This is a genomic window from Nocardiopsis sinuspersici (assembly GCF_001998325.1).
GTDB classification, from domain to species: domain Bacteria; phylum Actinomycetota; class Actinomycetes; order Streptosporangiales; family Streptosporangiaceae; genus Nocardiopsis; species Nocardiopsis sinuspersici.
On sequence record NZ_MCOK01000001.1, the window covers coordinates 5,173,793 to 5,191,618 of the forward strand.

General features: G+C 70.4%; 18 protein-coding genes and 1 tRNA gene. 10 read left to right on the forward strand and 9 right to left on the reverse strand.

Annotated elements, in window-relative coordinates:
* The first annotated feature begins 108 nt into the window (after positions 1-108).
* The 5 genes from rpsF to NOSIN_RS22350 all read left to right on the forward strand — a co-directional run bounded on the left by rpsF (position 109) and on the right by NOSIN_RS22350 (position 2,999).
* The gene (gene rpsF, locus NOSIN_RS22330; RefSeq protein ID WP_077692615.1) at positions 109-399 is read left to right on the forward strand and encodes a 30S ribosomal protein S6; all 291 of its coding nucleotides are present in this window, start codon (positions 109-111) and stop codon (positions 397-399) included.
* A gap of 115 nt (positions 400-514) precedes the next feature.
* Positions 515-1,084 carry a single-stranded DNA-binding protein gene (locus NOSIN_RS22335; RefSeq protein ID WP_077692616.1) on the forward strand — a complete coding sequence of 190 codons (570 nt, stop codon included), beginning with the start codon at positions 515-517 and terminating at the stop codon, positions 1,082-1,084.
* 107 nt (positions 1,085-1,191) lie between these two features.
* Positions 1,192-1,428: a 30S ribosomal protein S18 gene (gene rpsR, locus NOSIN_RS22340; protein WP_077692617.1), complete on the forward strand. Its 237-nt coding sequence runs from the start codon at positions 1,192-1,194 to the stop codon at positions 1,426-1,428.
* A gap of 26 nt (positions 1,429-1,454) precedes the next feature.
* Positions 1,455-1,901 (forward strand): 50S ribosomal protein L9, encoded by a 447-nt coding sequence (gene rplI, locus NOSIN_RS22345; protein ID WP_077692618.1) that lies wholly within the window; start codon positions 1,455-1,457, stop codon positions 1,899-1,901.
* Positions 1,902-2,165: 264 nt separating this feature from the next.
* Complete coding sequence (locus NOSIN_RS22350) at positions 2,166-2,999, forward strand: peptidoglycan recognition protein family protein (protein WP_077692619.1); 834 nt, start codon at positions 2,166-2,168, stop codon at positions 2,997-2,999.
* A gap of 73 nt (positions 3,000-3,072) precedes the next feature.
* Here NOSIN_RS22350 and NOSIN_RS22355 read toward each other — a convergent pair whose 3' ends face one another.
* Entirely contained in the window at positions 3,073-4,422 is a 1,350-nt protein-coding gene (locus NOSIN_RS22355) for an MATE family efflux transporter (RefSeq protein WP_077692620.1), read from the reverse strand.
* A gap of 347 nt (positions 4,423-4,769) precedes the next feature.
* Between NOSIN_RS22355 and dnaB the strand changes: the two genes are divergently transcribed.
* The gene (gene dnaB / locus NOSIN_RS22360; protein ID WP_077692621.1) at positions 4,770-7,217 is read left to right on the forward strand and encodes a replicative DNA helicase; all 2,448 of its coding nucleotides are present in this window, start codon (positions 4,770-4,772) and stop codon (positions 7,215-7,217) included.
* A 111-nt stretch (positions 7,218-7,328) separates the two neighbouring features.
* On the opposite strand, the gene abc-f is transcribed toward dnaB, so the two are convergent.
* The 6 genes from abc-f to upp form a co-directional block, all read right to left on the reverse strand.
* Positions 7,329-8,975 carry a ribosomal protection-like ABC-F family protein gene (gene abc-f, locus NOSIN_RS22365; protein WP_077692622.1) on the reverse strand — a complete coding sequence of 549 codons (1,647 nt, stop codon included), beginning with the start codon at positions 8,973-8,975 and terminating at the stop codon, positions 7,329-7,331.
* Positions 8,976-9,466: 491 nt separating this feature from the next.
* Positions 9,467-9,694, reverse strand: a complete 228-nt coding sequence (locus NOSIN_RS22370; protein WP_077692623.1) for a hypothetical protein — start codon at positions 9,692-9,694, stop codon at positions 9,467-9,469.
* A gap of 335 nt (positions 9,695-10,029) precedes the next feature.
* Complete coding sequence (locus NOSIN_RS22375; protein WP_077692624.1) at positions 10,030-10,539, reverse strand: PH domain-containing protein; 510 nt, start codon at positions 10,537-10,539, stop codon at positions 10,030-10,032.
* An 18-nt stretch (positions 10,540-10,557) separates the two neighbouring features.
* Complete coding sequence (locus tag NOSIN_RS27350) at positions 10,558-10,722, reverse strand: hypothetical protein (protein WP_170293704.1); 165 nt, start codon at positions 10,720-10,722, stop codon at positions 10,558-10,560.
* 305 nt (positions 10,723-11,027) lie between these two features.
* Positions 11,028-11,261 (reverse strand): hypothetical protein, encoded by a 234-nt coding sequence (locus NOSIN_RS22380; RefSeq protein ID WP_077692625.1) that lies wholly within the window; start codon positions 11,259-11,261, stop codon positions 11,028-11,030.
* 403 nt (positions 11,262-11,664) lie between these two features.
* Positions 11,665-12,318, reverse strand: a complete 654-nt coding sequence (gene upp, locus NOSIN_RS22385; RefSeq protein WP_077692626.1) for a uracil phosphoribosyltransferase — start codon at positions 12,316-12,318, stop codon at positions 11,665-11,667.
* Positions 12,319-12,642: 324 nt separating this feature from the next.
* On the opposite strand from upp, the gene NOSIN_RS22390 reads away from it, so the two are divergent.
* The 4 genes from NOSIN_RS22390 to NOSIN_RS22405 all read left to right on the forward strand — a co-directional run bounded on the left by NOSIN_RS22390 (position 12,643) and on the right by NOSIN_RS22405 (position 14,255).
* Positions 12,643-13,143: a tRNA adenosine deaminase-associated protein gene (locus tag NOSIN_RS22390; RefSeq protein ID WP_077692627.1), complete on the forward strand. Its 501-nt coding sequence runs from the start codon at positions 12,643-12,645 to the stop codon at positions 13,141-13,143.
* 46 nt (positions 13,144-13,189) lie between these two features.
* Complete coding sequence (locus NOSIN_RS22395; RefSeq protein ID WP_077692628.1) at positions 13,190-13,678, forward strand: tRNA adenosine deaminase-associated protein; 489 nt, start codon at positions 13,190-13,192, stop codon at positions 13,676-13,678.
* Complete coding sequence (locus NOSIN_RS22400; protein WP_077692629.1) at positions 13,675-14,157, forward strand: nucleoside deaminase; 483 nt, start codon at positions 13,675-13,677, stop codon at positions 14,155-14,157. Before NOSIN_RS22395 ends, NOSIN_RS22400 begins: the two co-directional genes overlap by 4 nt.
* A 10-nt stretch (positions 14,158-14,167) precedes the next feature.
* Positions 14,168-14,255, forward strand: a tRNA-Ser gene (locus NOSIN_RS22405).
* Between the two features lie 118 nt (positions 14,256-14,373).
* Here NOSIN_RS22405 and NOSIN_RS22410 read toward each other — a convergent pair.
* Both NOSIN_RS22410 and NOSIN_RS22415 read right to left on the reverse strand, forming a co-directional pair.
* Positions 14,374-15,234 carry a LacI family DNA-binding transcriptional regulator gene (locus tag NOSIN_RS22410; protein WP_077692630.1) on the reverse strand — a complete coding sequence of 287 codons (861 nt, stop codon included), beginning with the start codon at positions 15,232-15,234 and terminating at the stop codon, positions 14,374-14,376.
* Positions 15,234-17,708: a glycoside hydrolase family 2 protein gene (locus NOSIN_RS22415; protein WP_077692631.1), complete on the reverse strand. Its 2,475-nt coding sequence runs from the start codon at positions 17,706-17,708 to the stop codon at positions 15,234-15,236. The genes NOSIN_RS22410 and NOSIN_RS22415 overlap by 1 nt, the downstream gene beginning before the upstream one ends.
* Between the last annotated feature and the right edge of the window lie 118 nt (positions 17,709-17,826).

Below are 17,826 nucleotides of genomic sequence, written 5' to 3' on the forward strand. Positions count from 1 at the left end.
CTCTGAGCCCGTCGGCGCCCGCCCAAGGCGCGGCATCCACCGCGGGCTCCTGCCCTCCTGCCATGGAGATTCCATGGCCGCGACAGTCCAGAGGAGGAACGTACGCCTATGCGTCGTTACGAAATCATGGTCATCCTCGACCCCAACCTCGACGAGCGCACCGTCGCCCCGTCGCTGGAGAACTTCCTGTCCGTCGTCCGCAACGACGGCGGCTCGGTCGAGAAGGTCGACATCTGGGGCAAGCGCCGCCTGGCCTACGACATCGACAAGAACTCCGAGGGCATCTACGCGGTGGTCGACCTGAGCGCCGAGCCCGCCACGGTCAAGGAGCTGGACCGTCAGTTCGGCATCGCCGAGGCCGTGCTCCGCACCAAGGTGCTCCGCCCCGAGGTCCACTAGGCGGCACCGTCGCGCACCCCCCGACCCCGACCGTTCGTTATGTCACTGGTGGCACGGATGATCGGGGGAGCAGGCGAAACCGTCTGATCCGACTACCTCGAACCGGAGTCCAGCCATGGCAGGCGAAACCCAGATCACGCTCGTCGGCAACCTGGTCGACGACCCTGAACTGCGCTTCACGCCCAGTGGAGCCGCGGTCGCCAACTTCCGTGTGGCCTCGACGCCCCGCACCTTCGACCGCGCGTCGGGGGAGTGGAAGGACGGCGAGTCCATGTTCCTCACCTGCACGGTGTGGCGGCAGTACGCGGAGAACGTGGCCGAGAGCCTCCAGCGCGGTATGCGCGTCATCGTGCAGGGACGCCTGAAGCAGCGCTCGTACGAGACTCGCGAGGGTGAGAAGCGGACCGTCTACGAGATCGACGTCGAAGAGGTCGGCCCGGCCCTGCGCAGCGCCACCGCCAAGGTGACCAAGACGCCGCGCCAGGGCGGCGGCGGTGGCGGTTTCGGTGGCGGCCAGCCCCAGGGCGGCGGCTACGGGAACCAGGGCGGCGGCTTCGGCGGTCCGCAGGGCGGCGGAAGCCGCAGCGGTCCTCCGGCCGACGACCCGTGGGCGACCAACGGTAGCGGTGGGGGCGGTTTCGGCGGTGGCGGCGGCGGAGGCTTCTCCGACGAGCCTCCGTTCTAGTCGGCCAGTAGCAGTACCGGCCCGGCGCCCCGATACGCCAGGCCGTTGTCCACATGTCCCAGCCCATCCCCGGGAGAACCCCGGGGCTCTTGCGAAGGAGCACCACGATGGCGAAGCCTCCGGCGCGCAAGCCCAAGAAGAAGGTTTGCCTTTTCTGCCAGGAGAAGCAGTCCTACATCGACTACAAGGACACCACGCTTCTCCGCAAGTTCATCTCCGAGCGCGGCAAGATCCGTGCCCGACGCGTCACGGGTAACTGCACCCAGCACCAGCGCGACGTCGCGACCGCGATCAAGAACGCGCGCGAGGTGGCCCTGCTGCCCTACACCAGCAGCGCTCGCTAACGGCGATATCGAGGGAGGTTTTTGTCGTGAAGCTGATTTTGACCCACGAGGTCAACGGTCTCGGAGCCCCCGGCGATGTCGTCGAGGTGAAGAACGGCTACGGCCGCAACTACCTGCTTCCCCGCGGGTTCGCCATCCGGTGGACGCGCGGCGGTCAGAAGCAGATCGACCTGATCCAGCGCGCGCGTTCCGCGCGTGACATCCGCACCCTGGACGAGGCCCAGCAGGTCGCGGGCAGGGTCAACGCGCTCACCGTGCGCCTCAAGCAGCGCGCCGGCGAGGGTGGCCGCCTGTTCGGCTCGGTCACGCCCGCGGACGTCGCCGAGGCCGTCAAGGCCACCGGCGGTCCCGAGCTGGACAAGCGTCGGATCGAGATCAAGAACCCGATCAAGTCGGTCGGAAGCCACAAGGTCCAGGTCCGCCTGCACCCCGAGGTCTCCGCGACGATCAAGCTGGACGTCGTCGGCGCCTGACCAGGGCATCCGGCACGTCGGGTCCCGTCTCCTCTCCGGAGGAGGCGGGACCTCGCTGTTTCCGGGGCCGCCGTCCACCGGCTCCCGTCCCCGGCCCCCGTCGCCTTCGAGCCGTGCCGTTCCGGACCTCCTTCCGTAATGGGGGGATACCTCCTGACACGCCTGGCCTCCCAGGCAACCCTTTGGTCACTCTTTGTAATCTATCGTGTTCTCTGTGTTGGTGTCGTATGTTGCGCCACCCCGCACGGAGAGGACGGCAGACCGATGACCGAGGAAAGAAGAGACGAGTCGGGCCGACACGCACAGGTGGACCGCAGGACCGTCCTGCGCGCGACCGCCCTCACCGCCGGAGGAGTGGTCCTCGGCGGGATGATGGGAATCTCCACGCCGGACGGGGCCCTCGCCGCGGCCGGGCCCAAGGTGTACACGCGCTCCGACTGGGGCGCCCGCAACCCGAAGAACAAGATCGAGGTCCTGGGCCGGGGGCCCACGCACATCGTCGTGCACCACACCGCCACGGCGAACGTGTCCGACGTCTCGACCTCGCACGCGGCGGCGCTCTCACGCGCCATCCAGCGCCACCACATGAACACCAACGGGTGGAGCGACATCGGACAGCAGCTCACCATCAGCCGGGGCGGGCACATCATGGAGGGCCGCCACCGGAGCCTGTGGGCCATCGGCGCCGGACACCACGTGGTCGGCGCGCACACCGCCAACCACAACGGGCACACGATCGGGATCGAGAACGAGGGCACCTACAGTTCGGCGAGCCCGCCGGGGAACCTCGTGGACTCGCTGGTGGACACCTGTGCCTGGCTGTGCCTGGCGTACCGGCTGGACCCGGACGAGGCGATCGTCGGCCACCGCGACTTCAACACGACGGGCTGCCCCGGCGACAGGCTCTACGCGATGCTCCCGCGACTGCGCAAGAGTGTGAGGAGCAGGATGCGGAGGCGGCTCGGACACATGAGCGCGGCGGCGGACACCCCGCTGGACCCGGAGCAGATGCCCACCCGCCCCGAGGTTCCACGGGACGAGGAGGCGGCGCTCTTCTACCACGGCCCCACGGTCGGAGACCGGGACACGTCCCCGTGACCGGAACCGCGGCCGGCCGCGGACGTACGCGGCCGGCGGGCCCGTCACGGCCGTGCCGTGGCGGGCCCCGGCCTCAGGGCCGGCTCGCGCCGGTGACCAGCCACGCCGTGCCCCGGGCCCGGGCGCCCAGGGTGAGCGTGCGGGCGAGGATCCACACCGCGAAGGCGGTCCACAGGCCCACCAGGCCCCACACGGAACCGTTCGCCGACCACGGCAGGACCAGGGCGAAGGGCAGGAAGGCCAGCATCGTCCACAGGGACGCCCACGCCAGGTAGCGCTGGTCCCCGGCTCCCATCAGGACGCCGTCCAGCACCATGGTCACCCCGCTCAGCGGCTGCATGAGGGCGACCACCACCAGCGAGGCCGTGATGAGGGTGCGCACCTCGGGGTCCGAGGTGAACGGGATCCACGCCCACGGCATCACCAGGAACACCAATGCCGTGAACACCAGTCCCAGCATCACGCCCCACTCCACCATGCGGCGCGTGGCGTCACGGGTGCCCCTGACGTCCCCCGCACCCAGGTAGCGGCCCACGATCGACTGCCCGGCGATGGCGATCGCGTCCATGGCGAACACCAGCAGGGCCCAGATGTTGTAGCTCACCTGGTGCGCGGCGATCGACGCGTCGCCCAGGCGGGCCGCCACCGCCGTGGTCACCAGCGCCACCACGCGCATCGACACGCTGCGCAGGAACAGCGCGAACCCCGCCGAGGCCGAGGAGCGCAGCCCCGCCGCCGTGGGCGCGAGGGACACGCCCTCGCGGCGGGCGGCGCGGACGACCATCGCCGCGTACCAGAAGGCGGCCGAACCCTGGGCGATCACCGTAGACCAGGCCGAACCCGCGATGCCCCAGTCCAGGACCAGTACGAACACCGCGCACAGTGCCGCGTTGCCGACGTAGGAGGCGACGGCCACCAGCAGCGGCGTACGCGCGTCCTGGAGTCCGCGCAGCACTCCGGTACCCGCCATGACGACGAGGAGGAACGGCGTGCTGAGCAGGCTGATCCGCAGATAGGTCAGGGCGTACGGGGCCACGTCCGCCGAGGCGCCCAGCGCGTCCACCAGTACGGGGCCCAGCGGCCAGCCGACCGCGACGGCGACGGCGCCCAGCAGGACCGCGAGCCACATGCCGTCCACACCGTCGCGGACCCCGCCGGGGACGTCGCCCGCCCCGAACCTGCGGGCGACCGCCGCGGTGGTGCCGTAGGCGAGGAAGATGCAGACGGCCACCAGCGTGAGGAGGACCTGCCCGGCCACGCCGAGGCCGCCCAGCGCCTGGGTGCCCAGGGTGCCGACGATCGCGGAGTCGGTGAGCAGGAAGAGCGGTTCGCTGATGAGTGCGAAGAACGTGGGGATCGCCAGGGCGAAGATCTCGCGGTCGTGGCGGTGCCGGAAGGGGACGGCGGAAAGGATCTGTGGCATGGCACGGCCACAGTATCGGACAGGCGTTCTACGCGGATGTGGAGTTTTCCACACCCCCGCCGAAGCCTGTGGATAACTTGTGGAAACACGTCCTGTGAGGCATCTTGCACACCTCGCCTACCTACCGTGTTTTCGCAGGTCAATGGGCTTATGTGAGGGTCGTGGCAAAGTTATCCACAGGTGATGTGCACAACCTATGTGCGCAATGCCCTGTGAGGCACCGGACGTGGTGGTAAGAGACGTGTCCACAACCTCGGAGGAGGGCGCCTCCGGCACCCGGGATGGGGCATCCTGGAGGGGGCGGTCCGTCCTGGAGCCGTCCGAGCACCGTCCTGGGGAGAGCGTTCGTGAGTGTCGCTGAGCAGCCACCTGAAGAAGGCGGATACGGCGGATACGATCGCACCCCACCCCACGACATCCAGGCCGAGCAGAGCGTGCTCGGCGGCATGCTCCTGTCCAAGGACGCCATCACCCAGGTCGTGGAGATCATCCGCTCGGTGGACTTCTACCGTCCCGCGCACCAGATCATCTACGACAGCATCATCAACCTCTTCTCCCGCGGCGAGCCCGTGGACGCCATCTCGGTCAACGCCGAACTGACCAAGCGCGGCGAGGCGGCCCGGGCGGGCGGCGCCCTCTACCTGCACACCCTCACCGAGGCCATCCCGACCGCCGCCAACGCGGGCTACTACGCCAAGATCGTCTCCGACCGCGCGGTCCTGCGCCGCCTGGTCGAGGTGGGCACCCGCATCGCGCAGATCGGCTACGCCGGAGACGGCGAGGTGGACGACCTGGTCGACCACGCCCAGGCCGAGATCTACAAGGTCGCGGAGAACCGCACCGGCGAGGACTACCTCGCCCTGGCCGACATCATGCCGGGGGCCCTGGACGAGATCGAGGCGATCGGCGCCCACGACGGCAGCCTGACCGGCGTGCCCACCGGCTTCGCCGACTTCGACGCCCTCACCAACGGCCTCCACCCCGGCCAGATGGTGATCATCGCCGCCCGCCCCGCCGTGGGTAAGGCACTGGCCCTGGACACCCCGCTTCCGACCACCGGCGGATGGACCACCATGGGGGAGGTGGAGGTCGGCACGGAGCTGATCGCCGCAGACGGCACCCCCACCAGGGTGGTCGCGGCAACGGACGTGATGACGGACCGTCCGTGCTTCGAGATCGAGTTCGACGACGGCACCACCGTGGTCGCCGACGCCGAGCACCAGTGGTTCACCCACACGCGCGCCTCGCGACGTGCGGCCCGGGAAGCCGAGGCACGCGGTGTCGCTCCCAAGGTGTTGCCCGAGGTGAGGACCACCCGGGAGATCGCCCGGACCCTGCGCCTGGAGACCGCCGACCGGAGACCGAACCACTCGGTGGGTAACGCCGCGGCGATCGAGCTTCCCGAGCGCGACCTTCCCCTGCCGCCCTACTTCCTCGGCGCGTGGCTCGGTGACGGAGCCTCCGCCGCGGCCCGGATCACCAGCAAGGATCCCGAGGTCCTGCTCAATATCGAGGCCGAGGGCCTGGTCACCAAGCCGGTCGGCTCGACGGAGATGACCTACGGCGTCTTCCTGGCCGAGGAGGACACCGCGCCGACCGCTCGCGACTGCGTCGGCCGCCACGGCAGTGTTCAGGCGCTGCTGCGCACCGCGGGCGTTCTGGGGAACAAGCACATTCCCCAGGAGTACCTGCGTGCGTCGATCGCGCAGCGCCGCTCCCTCCTGGCGGGGCTCGTGGACACGGACGGAACCGTGGACGCCGGCGGGTCCGTCCAGTTCGCGGTCACCGACGAGCGTCTGGCGAACGACTTCCGGGAACTGGCGCACAGCCTGGGATACCGCACTGGGATGTCGACCAGGCGGGTCAGCGGTCGGACGGAGGCCTCCTCCACCTGCTACACGGTCACCTTCGGTTCCGCCCGCGAGGTCTTTCGGATCGAACGCAAGCAGCGGGCGCACCGGGAACGGGGCGGGAGCCGCGGCTACGCACGGATCGGCTCCCGGTTCGTCACCGACGTTCGGCCGGTGGAGAGCGTCCCGGTCCGCTGTGTGCAGGTGGACCACCCGGACCACCTCTTCCTGGCCACCCGGTCCATGATCCCCACGCACAACTCGACGCTGGCCCTGGACTTCGCGCGTGCGGCGTCCATCAAGAACGACATGACCTCGGTCTTCTTCAGCCTGGAGATGGGGCGCAACGAGATCGTCATGCGCCTGCTCTCGGCGGAGGCACGGGTGCCCCTGCACACCATGCGCTCGGGCCTCATGACCGACGAGGACTGGACCCGCCTGGCCAGGCGCATGGGCGAGGTGGCCAACGCGCCCCTGTTCATCGACGACTCCCCGAACATGTCGATGATGGAGATCCGGGCCAAGTGCCGACGGCTCAAGCAACAGCACGACCTCAAGCTGGTCATCGTCGACTACCTCCAGTTGATGAGCTCGCCCGGCAGGGTGGAGAGCCGCCAGCAGGAGGTCTCGGAGATGTCCCGTTCCCTCAAGCTCCTGGCCAAGGAGCTGGAGGTCCCCGTGGTGGCGCTCTCCCAGCTCAACCGCGGTCCCGAGCAGCGCACCGACAAACGCCCACAAGTATCTGATCTTCGCGAATCGGGCAGCATCGAACAGGACGCCGACATGGTCATCCTGCTCTACCGCGAGGACGTGCACGACAAGGAGTCGCCGCGCGCCGGTGAGGCCGACATCATCGTGGCCAAGCACCGCAACGGCCCCACGGCCGACGTGACCGTGGCCTTCCAGGGCCACTACAGCCGCTTCGTCGACATGGCGCCCGGATAGGCGGTCCGCGCGGCGGGTCCCGCCGGGGCGAGCGCGACGGGTCCCAATATCGGTCAGGCGTCCTAGCTGTTTATGGACAAGCCGATTTGTCGACAAATCGCTGTGGCCACGTCACGCCGAGTCGCTGACGACGATCCCCTTCCGTAGTTCCAGGCGGCGTCCGGTGAAGCGCTCGCGCGTCCTGCGGTCGTGGCTGACGACCACCAGGGCCCCCTCGTAGCGGGCCAACGCCTCCTCCAGCTCCTCCACCAGGCCGGGGGAGAGGTGGTTGGTCGGCTCGTCGAGCAGCAACAGGTCGTACACGCCCGAGGTCAGCCGCGCGACCTCGATCCTGCGGCGCTGGCCGACCGAAAGGGACTCCACGGGCTGGTCCAGTTCCCGGAGGCGGAACAGGCCGAGCGAGGCCAGTTCGCCGCGGTGGTCCTCCGCGAGGCCGGGGCGTCCCGCAGCGTAGGCCTGGAGCACGGTCCGGCCGGAGGCGACGGAACCCTCCTCCTGGCGCAGACAGCCGACCCGGCCGGACACGGACACCCGTCCCGAGTCGGGGACCGTCTCCCCCGACAGCACCCGGAGCAGGGTGGTCTTGCCCGCCCCGTTGGGCCCGGTGACCAGTACGCGCTCGCCCGGGGCCAGCTCCAGGGAGGGAACGTCGAGCCGGTGGCCGACCCGGACCCCCTCCAACAGGGCGCCTCCCTCCCCGGCGGAGCCGGTGAATCCGGCGTTCATCCGCAGCGGTACCGGCGGCGGGGGCACCGGGTTCGCCGTCAGCCGCTCCACCCTCTCCTTGGCCTGGCGGATCCGGCTCATGGCACCGTGTGCGGCCCCCCGCATCTTGAACGCCCCGTGGCCGAACGCGGCCTTCTCCATCCTGCGCGGGATGGCGTCCATGCGCTGGACGTTGTTCTCGGCCAGCCGCCGCTGCCTGGCCAGGTCGGCCCCCCACTCCGCGTACTCGCGGGCCCACCGGGCCCGTGCCGCGGCCCTCGCCTTCAGGAACCCGTCGTATCCGTTGCCGTACCGGTTGATCCGGCGCAGGTCGTGGTCGACCTCCAGGACGGTGCCGGTCACGTTGGCCAGGAACGCCCGGTCGTGGGTGACGGCGACGACCGTGCCCCGGTGCCGGCGGAGACGGTCCTCCAGCCAGGCGGTCGCGCGGTCGTCCAGGTCGTTGGTGGGCTCGTCCAGCAGGAGCAGTTCGGGTGAGGCCGCCAGTACCGCGGCCAGGGCCAGTCGCGAGCGCTCCCCTCCGGAGAGGGTGCGCAGCGGGCGGCCGCGGTCCAGGCCAGGCAGGCCGAGGCCGTGCAGCCCGGCGTCGACGCGTGCGTCCGCGCCGTAGCCGCCGCGCGCCTCGAACTCGACGAGCAGGTCGCCGTAGGCGTCCAGCTCCTCCCGCGTGGCCGACGCGAGCGCGGACTCCGCCTCGCGCAGGCGCGCCTCCATGTCGCGCAGCACCGCGAGGGCGGAGTCGATCGCGTCGCCCACGGTGCCGGTCCCGACCCCGGCCTCTTCGAGGGTCTGGGGCAGGTAGCCGACGCCGCCCGGGGCCCGGACGGTGAGCTCGCCGTTGGAGGGCGCCTCCTCCCCGGCCAGCAGGCGCAGCAGCGTGCTCTTGCCCGAGCCGTTGTCGCCGATGACTCCGACGCGGTCGCCGGGGCTGATGGTGAGGGTGACGCGGTCGAGGACGGTGTGGTCTCCGTAGCGTTTGGTGATCTCGTTGAGTGTGAGCTGGGAATGTGCTCGTACCCGGGCGGTCGGCATGCGCGCCTCCTGGTCTGCGGTGCGGTGCGGTGGGAACGGGGCCGCGAACCGACGACGGGTGCGTGCGTCACGGATTTCGGACGGGGCGCGCAACGGTGGCACCGGTCCGGTGAAGGAGACGACGAGGCCGTGTCGACCGCGGCGGGGGCACGCGGAGCGGTGCCGTGCGGCGCGAGGGCGCCGCCGGCGGCTCGGACGCGGTGTCCCGCGCGGGACTCAGAAGTACAGCCTCATGGACGGAACGATACGTCTCGTTTCGCGAAGGCGCAAGTGGCTTCCGCGTGAGACGGACGTCACTCTCCGTCGGGCCTGGGATGCCCTGTAAAGGACAGCCGGATCGCTATTTATGTTCAAGCCGATTTGTCGACAAAGCGATGAGGAGAGGTGTCGGGACGTCCGGTCCACCGGGTGGCCGGAGCCGCGGGAGGGGGCCGCGCACGGCCGAACGCCCTCCGCCACGGGTGGCGAAGGGCGTTCGGGAAGCCGTCCGGCTAGAACCAGCGGACCTGGGGGCGGTTGCGACCGTTCTCATCGGTGACCATCACCCAGTGCATGATCGGGTGCCCTGAAATGGTGGCGTCGGCGTCCTCGCGCGGCTGGGGGACGTTCGCGGGCTCGGGCACGAGGCCTGAGGGGCGGGTCCCGGTCGAGGGGCGGATGTGCCGACGGGCCGTGATGGAACGAGCGGGCTTGGGTGCACGATCCGTTCTGCGCGCCATGGGACCCTCCTCGTTTCCGTATCAGATGGACCAAGTTAACCTTACGTTCACCTTGGAGTCAACTCGGTACTCTGAGGGGCTCACGCGTCGGGTGTCCGGACCGTGTCGCGTATCCGGGGCGCGTCATCCCAGGCCAGGGGTCTCCACGCTGTCCGGATCCGGAGCCCTGCGTGAGGGTGTGCCCACCAGGAGTGGGACAGGGAGGTGTCACTTCGAGGCAAGGTGAACGGGAGGTGAACGAGATGCGAACCGGCGTCGGGGCCGGGAGCAACGAAGAGGGCACCCGCCGTCTCGGCGGGTGCCCGAATGTCCTGTGCCGGGTGCTGTACGCGGTCTCACTCCTTGAAGATGAGCCCCACGACCTCCAGGTAGAGCTGCTCCGGATAAGGAATGAACATGATCCTGCTCAACGCCTGGTCCTGACCGGCGGACTCCATCACGAAGGTCCCGTAACCGAGGAAGCGGCCCAGCAGGCTCCGCTCGAACCTCATGTCGGTGACCTTGCCCAGCGGCATCATGTTCACCTGCCGCGTGATCAGGCCCTGGGTCAGCAACAACCGCGCCGACGTGATGACGAAGTAGTCCACCGACCACTCCGCGACCTGCCAGACGAACCACACCAACACCAGAAGCCACAGCCACCAGATGATCGCCAGTGCGGCGGCGGTGTCCGCGACCGAGGTGTTGCTCAGGATCCCGGCGATGATCAGCGCGCCGAGGACCGCTCCGACCGGTCCGATCAGCACCGCTGGGTGCCGACGGATGGTCACCACGTCCTGCTCGTGTGGCAGGAGGTAGCGGTTGACCGACGCTGGAGCGCTGTTACTCGACGCTACGAGCCGCATGGCACCCGACCATTCCCACTACGGCAGCAGTGCGTTGACGAAGCGGGACATCGACTCCGCGCCGCCCATCAGACCGCCCAGTGCGCTCTGGATCACCCCTGCGGCGCTTTCCGGTTGCGTGAGCAGATAGAACGCTACGAAACCGATGAGCGCGTATCCGCCCCATTTTTTCAACTTCGCCACGACTGACTCCCCTTGGAATCCACCTGACCCACCAACCCAGCAGCGATTGTCGCACTGACCATCATGCCCGTAAAGCCTGGGGCGCACCCTCGGCGTGGCGGTATGTCGGTCCTTCCGCGCTTGCGGGCTGTGTCCGGTTCCGGTGGGGTTGGTAACCCAGTGATTGGTGGGCCGGAATGTGATTCAGGCGCACCGCAGGTCAGGACATTTGGGACATAGGCAGATATAGCGGAGAATTTCTCTGCCCAGAACTCTGCCGCTGGAGTCGGACGGCCGAAAACCTTGATCGGTGCATGCGCGTATTGCTACCTCTGCTCGGCGAAGGCCAGCGCGAGCACCTGGAGGTGCTGACGGGCGATGCGCTCCACGAGCTCGGGTGTGGCCCGGCCGGTGACGTCCTCCGCGCCGTGCCGCGCGGCGTCGACGCACCGGGTGACGGTCGAGGTGTGGTGTACGCCGGAGAACTCCTCGGCCAGCCGGTACAGAACCGGTTCGAAGCGAGAGTCGCGGGTGGTCGAGGGGGAGGGGGTCTCGGGCATCTCACTCCTTGAGGGCTACAGCGGTCGCTCGGGGTACTCGCTCGGGGTCTTTCAGTAGCCGCTGGAGGGTGTGGGAGCGTCACGCCGTAAAGGGAGGGACGTGCGTTGTCAGCGGGCTGAACCCCAGTGGGGGCGGTTTCGGTCCTGTGGGTCTTCCCGGTTACGGGTGGTCAGGAACCATCATCACTTCTACCTGTTACGTTCTCGTCTCAAAATGAATTCGGCTGGCGCAAAGCCGTGTCCTGTCTCACATCGGTCTCCAACGCTACCTGGGCCGACGCGGGGACCGGCAGGAGGCATGCCCGATTTTCGGTCGTTCACTCGCTTCGTGCCGAAAAGAACCGAAAAAGCGCCCGACCGGTGATCCGGTCGGGCGCCGCGGGTGCCGGGGGTGCCGCGAGGGTCAGGCGCAGCCGTACAGGCGGTCGCCCGCGTCGCCCAGGCCGGGAAGGATGAAGCCGTGCTCGTTCAGCCGCTCGTCCTCCGCGGCCGTCACCACGCGCAGGGTGGCCCCGTGGTCCGGGGCCAGGGTCTGGGCCAGCTTCTGCTCCACGGCGGCCAGGCCCTCGGGCGCGGCGAGCAGGCAGATCGCGGTGATGTGGTCGGCGCCCCGCTCCACCAGGAGCTTGAGCGCGGCGGCCAGGGTGCCGCCGGTGGCCAGCATCGGGTCGAGCACGTAGCACTGGCGGCCGGACAGGTCCTGCGGCAGCCGGTCGGCGTAGGTGGCGGGCTGGAGCGTGGCCTCGTCGCGGGCCATGCCAAGGAAGCCGACCTCGGCGGTGGGCAGGAGGCGGGTCATCCCGTCGAGCATGCCCAGTCCCGCACGCAGGATCGGCACGACGAGGGGGGTCGGACGGGTCAGTTGCGTTCCGGTGGTCTCCGTGAGCGGGGTCCGAATGGTGACGTCGGTCACTCGGACGTCCCTGGTCGCCTCGTAGGCGAGCAGGGTCACCAACTCGTCGGTCAGGCGCCGGAAGGTCGGGGAGTCGGTCCCCACGTCGCGCAGGGTGGTCAGTTTGTGCGCGACCAGGGGATGGTCGACGACCAGGGTTTCCAAAGCGTTCTCCGGGTGAGCTGGGATAACGGGACGGTGGCTGGGGAGGTGGCCTGCCCGAGTCTAACCGCGCGTCCCACCCGAACCCGGGTGCCCACAGGCCACATCCGCCCCGTCCCGGTGCCGCGTCGCGGACCGGCCCGTGCCCTTCGCCGGCCCACCGGATCGCCGGAGGGGAAGCGGGGAACCGGTTCTCGTGAGAACGTGGTCCGGACTGACGCGGACCAAGGGCCACGGTGGTGCCGGAGTGATCGTTACCATGGCACTCGCACGGGCGATCCGGGATACCTTCGTCCGCACCGATACACCGGCCGGGTTGGGGTGACGATGACAGTGCTCGATCATGGTGACGACGACTCGGGCGACTTCGCGGCCGTCGCGTACAGGGAAGAGGAGTACTGGGACGTCGACCTGCTCCCCGTGAAGCTGACGCACGACCTCAAGGGCCTGATCCACGCACTGCGTCAGCAGCCGAGCATCAGCGGCTCCCTCGGACTGGTCTCGGTCGGCGACGACTTCTTCATCATCGTGCGGGTCTACGGCGAGGACGTCAGCCTCTTCCTCTCGGACGTGACCGCCTCAGTGGACTGGCAGGTGGCCCGGGACGTCCTGGACTACCTGGACATCGACCTGCCGGACGACGACGACCTCGACCAGGTGCTGCCCGCGGGCGACCTGTCCATCGTGGCCGACCTCGGCCTCGACGAGATGGAGCTGGGCGCCCTGGCGGGGGACCTGGACCTGTATCCGGACGAGGTGTTGGCCAGCGTGTCCGAACGGCTGGGATTCGCCCAGTCCTTCCAGCGTGTCCTCGACGGTATGGGGTAAGGACCTGCTGGAGTAAAGAGGATCCCGTCGAACAGGAGAGCACGCGGTGTCGACCTTCGCAGCTGTCTTCGCTCCCAATGGGAAGGCGTGGCGGGGAACCGAGGTCGAGCTCGGGGACGTGGACGTCATCGACGACGTCACCGACCTGATGCTCGACTTCGCGGCTGAGCGGGGGAGCGACCTCGCGCTCCTGCTCGTGGAGGCCGACGACGAGTGGTTCGCCGTCGTGCGCGCCGGCGACGACGGCAGGGAACCGCGCGTGTACCTCTCCGACGCGCGGGTGGTGCACGACCACCCGCTCGCCTCCGTGCTGTCCGAGGCCGGGGGACTGGGCGCGCCGCCGCCCTCCGAGAGCGCGGGCGCCCGGCCCAACCCCGTTCCCGACGGAGACGGCGACCTGCTCACCGACCTCGGTGTGACCGAGGACGAACTGCGCTCGCTGTCGGTCGGCGGGGGAGTCCTGCCCGGCGACGTCCTCGCGGTGGTGGCCGAGCGCGCGGGGTTCGGGGAGATCCTCGACGGCATGAGGCTGTGACCGACCGGGAGGTCGTCGACGCCGCCCTGCGCACGGCGATCGCCGAGGGCGAACGCGCCCTGGAGACGGGTGACGTGCCGGTGGGAGCGGTGGTGCTGGACGCCGACGGCGCCGTCCTGGGAACGGGACGCAACGAGCGCGAGGCGACCGGCGACCCCACCGCGCACGCCGAGGTGCTGGCGCTGCGGGCCGCGGCCCGCGCGCGCGGCGAGTGGCGGTTGAGCGGCTGCACCCTGGTGGTGACCCTCGAACCCTGCACGATGTGCGCGGGCGCGACGGTGCTCTCCCGCGTGGACCGCCTGGTCTACGGCGCCCGGGACGCCAAGGCGGGCGCGGCCGGGTCGGTGTGGGACGCGGTCCGCGACCCCCGGCTCAACCACCGCCCGGAGGTCCTTCCGCCCGACCTCGTCGCCGAGGAACTCGCCGACCGGTGCGCCGATCTCCTCACCCGATTTTTCGCACGGCGCCGTATCCGGTAGTGTTCCTCTCGGTGGAGTCGCCTAGTGGCCGATGGCGCCCGCCTCGAAAGCGGGTAAGGGGCAACCCTTCGAGGGTTCGAATCCCTCCTCCACCGCCACCAGCCGCCCCCGGGTACTCCCCGGGGGCGGCTTTTTCGTGTGTGCCGACATGTCGGCCCGTCGACTCCGCGCCCTGTCGACATGGGCACATGCCGACAGGGCGCGGAACCGACACGGCTACCTCCCGGCGGGCGCCGGTCCCGTGCTGCCCCGCTGGACCAGGTACGCCGTGGGCGCCCACCGCTCCGCGACGGGGCGGCCGGCGGCGCACTCCAGCACCGACTCGGCCACCGAGACCCCGTACTGGTACACGTCCACGCTCATGGTGGTCAGCGCCGGCGTGGCCAGACGGCACAGGGTCGAGTCGTCCCAGGCCACCAGGCTCAACCGGCCCGGGACCGGGACCCCGAGGGCGCGGGCGGCCTCCAGCCCGGCCACCGCCATCACGTCGTTGTCGTACAGGACCGCCGTCGGCGGATCCGCCAGCCCGAGCAGCCCGCGGGTGAGCCGGGTCCCCGCCTCGGCGGAGTAGTCGCCCTCGACGAGTACCGGATCGGCCAGCCCGGCCGCCCGGCACCCGTCGACGAGGGCCTCCGTGCGGGCCCGGGTGTGCACCAGCTCCCCGGGCCCGGTCACCCTGGCGACGCGCCGGTGCCCCAGGTCCAGCAGGCGGGCCAGCGCCTCCCGGACCGGGGACGCCTGGTCGGCGCGCACGGTGGGCGTGCCGGGTTCAGGCTCGGGGGTACCCGCGACCACGGCGGGCAGGCCGAGCGCGCGCAGCGCCGCGGGGCGCCCGTCGCCCTCGGCCGGGTTGACGACCACGACCACGTCCACCAGACGCCGCTCCGCCCACCTGCGGTAGGCGGCCGTCTCGGCCTCCCGGCCGGTCACCAGGTGCAGCAGGACCGACATGTCGTCCTCGGCCAGCCGCTCCTCGATCCCGGCGATGAACTCCATGAAGAAGGGTTCGGCGCCCAGCAGGCGGCGCTGCCTGGCCAGGACCAGCCCGACCGCGCCCGCGGCCTCGCGTCCGTCCATCACACCCGCCGTGCGTGCAGCGAGTTGGCCGAGCGCAGGACGGGCGCCTCGACCAGCGCGTCCGGGTCCACCTCCGCCTTGGTCCGCACCGTGAAGCGGTGCGCCTCCCCGGCCAGCAGGTCGACGAGCATGTCGTCCACCTCGGCGTCGGGGGCCAGGCGGTCGGCCATCAGCGAGACGTCCCTGGCGAAGGACGCGGCGCGCACCTCCACCCGGTAGCCGCCCTCCACGGGCTCGGCGACGGCGGTCAGGGCGTCGGGGTCGTAGTCCAGGTGGACGTCCTCGCGGAAGGGGTGCACGAGGCGGACGTCCCCGGCCGTGGCCACGAGCACCTCCCTCCCCGCGTCGCGGGCCGCGAACAGCTCCCGCGCCAGGTCGGACTCCGCCACGGAGCGGGGCGGCACGTCCAGCTCGATCCCCTCGGTGTGGAGCACCTCGCCCCCGAAGGTCTGGCGCTCGGCCCGCACCGGCGCCGACCAGGCCTCGTCGGTGTCGTTGACGGCGACCAGGACCAGGCGGCCGTCCCTGGGCTGGACGGTCAGCAGGCGCGGCGCGTAGGCGCGGCGGAGCCCGTACCAGAGCGGCTTGGGCCGCTCGTCGCCGTCCACGGCCGCCCAGGAGGTGACCGGCCAGCAGTCGTTGATCTGCCAGACCAGGGAGCCCGCCGTGCGCGGCCACCAGGACCGGAGGTGCTCGACGCCGAAGGCGATCGCGCGGGCCTGGTTGAGCTGGGTGGCCCAGTGCCAGTCCTCGAAGGTGCGGGGCGTGGGCAGGTGGGCGGACAGGCCCCGGTCGAGCTTGCCGTTGCCGTCCTCGGCCTTCTGGTGCAGCAGGAACGCCTCCCCGGTGGGGGTGAGCGGCTCGTCGTGCACCCAGTCGGTGAGCGTGGCCCACGTCGGCGGTCCCTGGAAGCCGAACTCGGAGCAGAACCGGGGCACCTGGTCCTGGTAGGCCCGGTAGTCGGTCTGGTTCCACACGGTCCACTCGTGGCGGGTGCCGTGGCGCTCGTCGTTGGGGTGGACCTCGTCCGGGGCGAACCCGGGGGTGTAGGGGCTGCCGTCGGCGTAGAACCGGGTGGGGTCGAGCTCGGCGACGATCCGGGGGAAGAGGTCGGTGTAGTAGCCGTGGCCCCAGGTGCGGCCCCTCAGCTCCTCCTGCCATCCCCAGTCCATGAAGCCCCAGAGGTTCTCGTTGCCGCCGTTCCACAGGGCGAGGGAGGCGTGCGAGGTGAGGCGGGCGACGTTCTCCCTGGCCTCGGCCTCGAACTCGCTCCACAGCGGCTCCTCCTCCGGGTAGGAGGCGCAGGCCAGGAGGAAGTCCTGCCAGACGAGGACGCCGCGCTCGTCGCAGACGTCGTAGAAGTCCTCGCTCTCGTAGACGCCGCCGCCCCACACGCGGAGCATGTTCATGTGCGCGCCGACGGCCTGGTCCACGCGCCTGGCCAGGCGCTCGCGCGTGATCCGGGTGAGGAAGTGGTCGTCGGGGATCCAGTTGGCGCCCTTGACGAAGATCGGCTTGCCGTTGACCACGACGGTGAAGGGGGTGCCGTGCTCGTCGGGCTCGGTGTCCACGGTGATGGTCCGGAACCCGACGCGGCGGGCCGCGGAGTCCAGCGGCTCGGAGCCGCCCTCCTCGGTCAGGGCGAGGTCCAGGTCGTAGAGGGGCTGGTCGCCGTGGCCGACCGGCCACCACAGGCGGGCGTCGGGCACCTCGACGACGACCACGCCCTTCCCGGACCCGGGGGCCACGGTCGCGGCGGCCCGCTGCCCGGCGACCTCGGCGGTCAGGACGAGGCTGGATGTGGGAGCGCTCCCAGAGTGCTCGACGTCGGCGTGCACCTCCACCCGGCCGGTGCCCCGCTCGTCGACGGTGACCAGCGGGCGCGTCTGGGACAGGCGCGCGGTCCGCCACCGCTCCAGGCGCACGGGCTTCCAGATCCCGGCGGTCTGAAGGTCCGGCCCCCAGTCCCAGCCGAAGGAGCAGGCCATCTTGCGGACCATGTTGAACGGATGGGCGTTGACGTGCGGACGCGCGCCGAGCTCCTCGCGGACCTCCTCGGCGTACTCCAGGGCGGGGCGGAAGGAGACCGCGAGCTCGTTGGCTCCGGCGCGCAGCACCTCGCGCACGTCGAAGCGGTATCCGCGGTGCATGTTGGCGGTGGTGCCGAGCACGACGCCGTTGAGCTCCACGGTCGCCACGGTGTCCAGCCCGTCGAAGGCCAGGTCGACGCGTTCGCCGGCCCCGGGGGCCTCTGCCTCGAACGTGAGGGAGTACCGCCAGCCGACGCGGTGCATCCAGGCCAGCTCGGTCTCGTTGGTGTCCAGGTAGGGCTCGGGGGTCAGCCCGGCGGCCAGCAGGTCGAGGTGGGTGCTCCCGGGAACCTGGGCAGGAACGGCGCGGCCCGCGATGTCCTCCGGGACGGGCCCGGTGGTCGCGGACAGCCGCCAGCCGTCGTGAAGGGTGTGACGGATCATCTGTGTCTCTCCGGCTCGTGGGGGTCGGGGGACCGCACGGGGGTCGGTGCGGTCCGTCGTCGGCGCCGATCCCCTCGTGTGCGAACCGGCCACCTTGAGGATTCTTACTTTTCTGAAC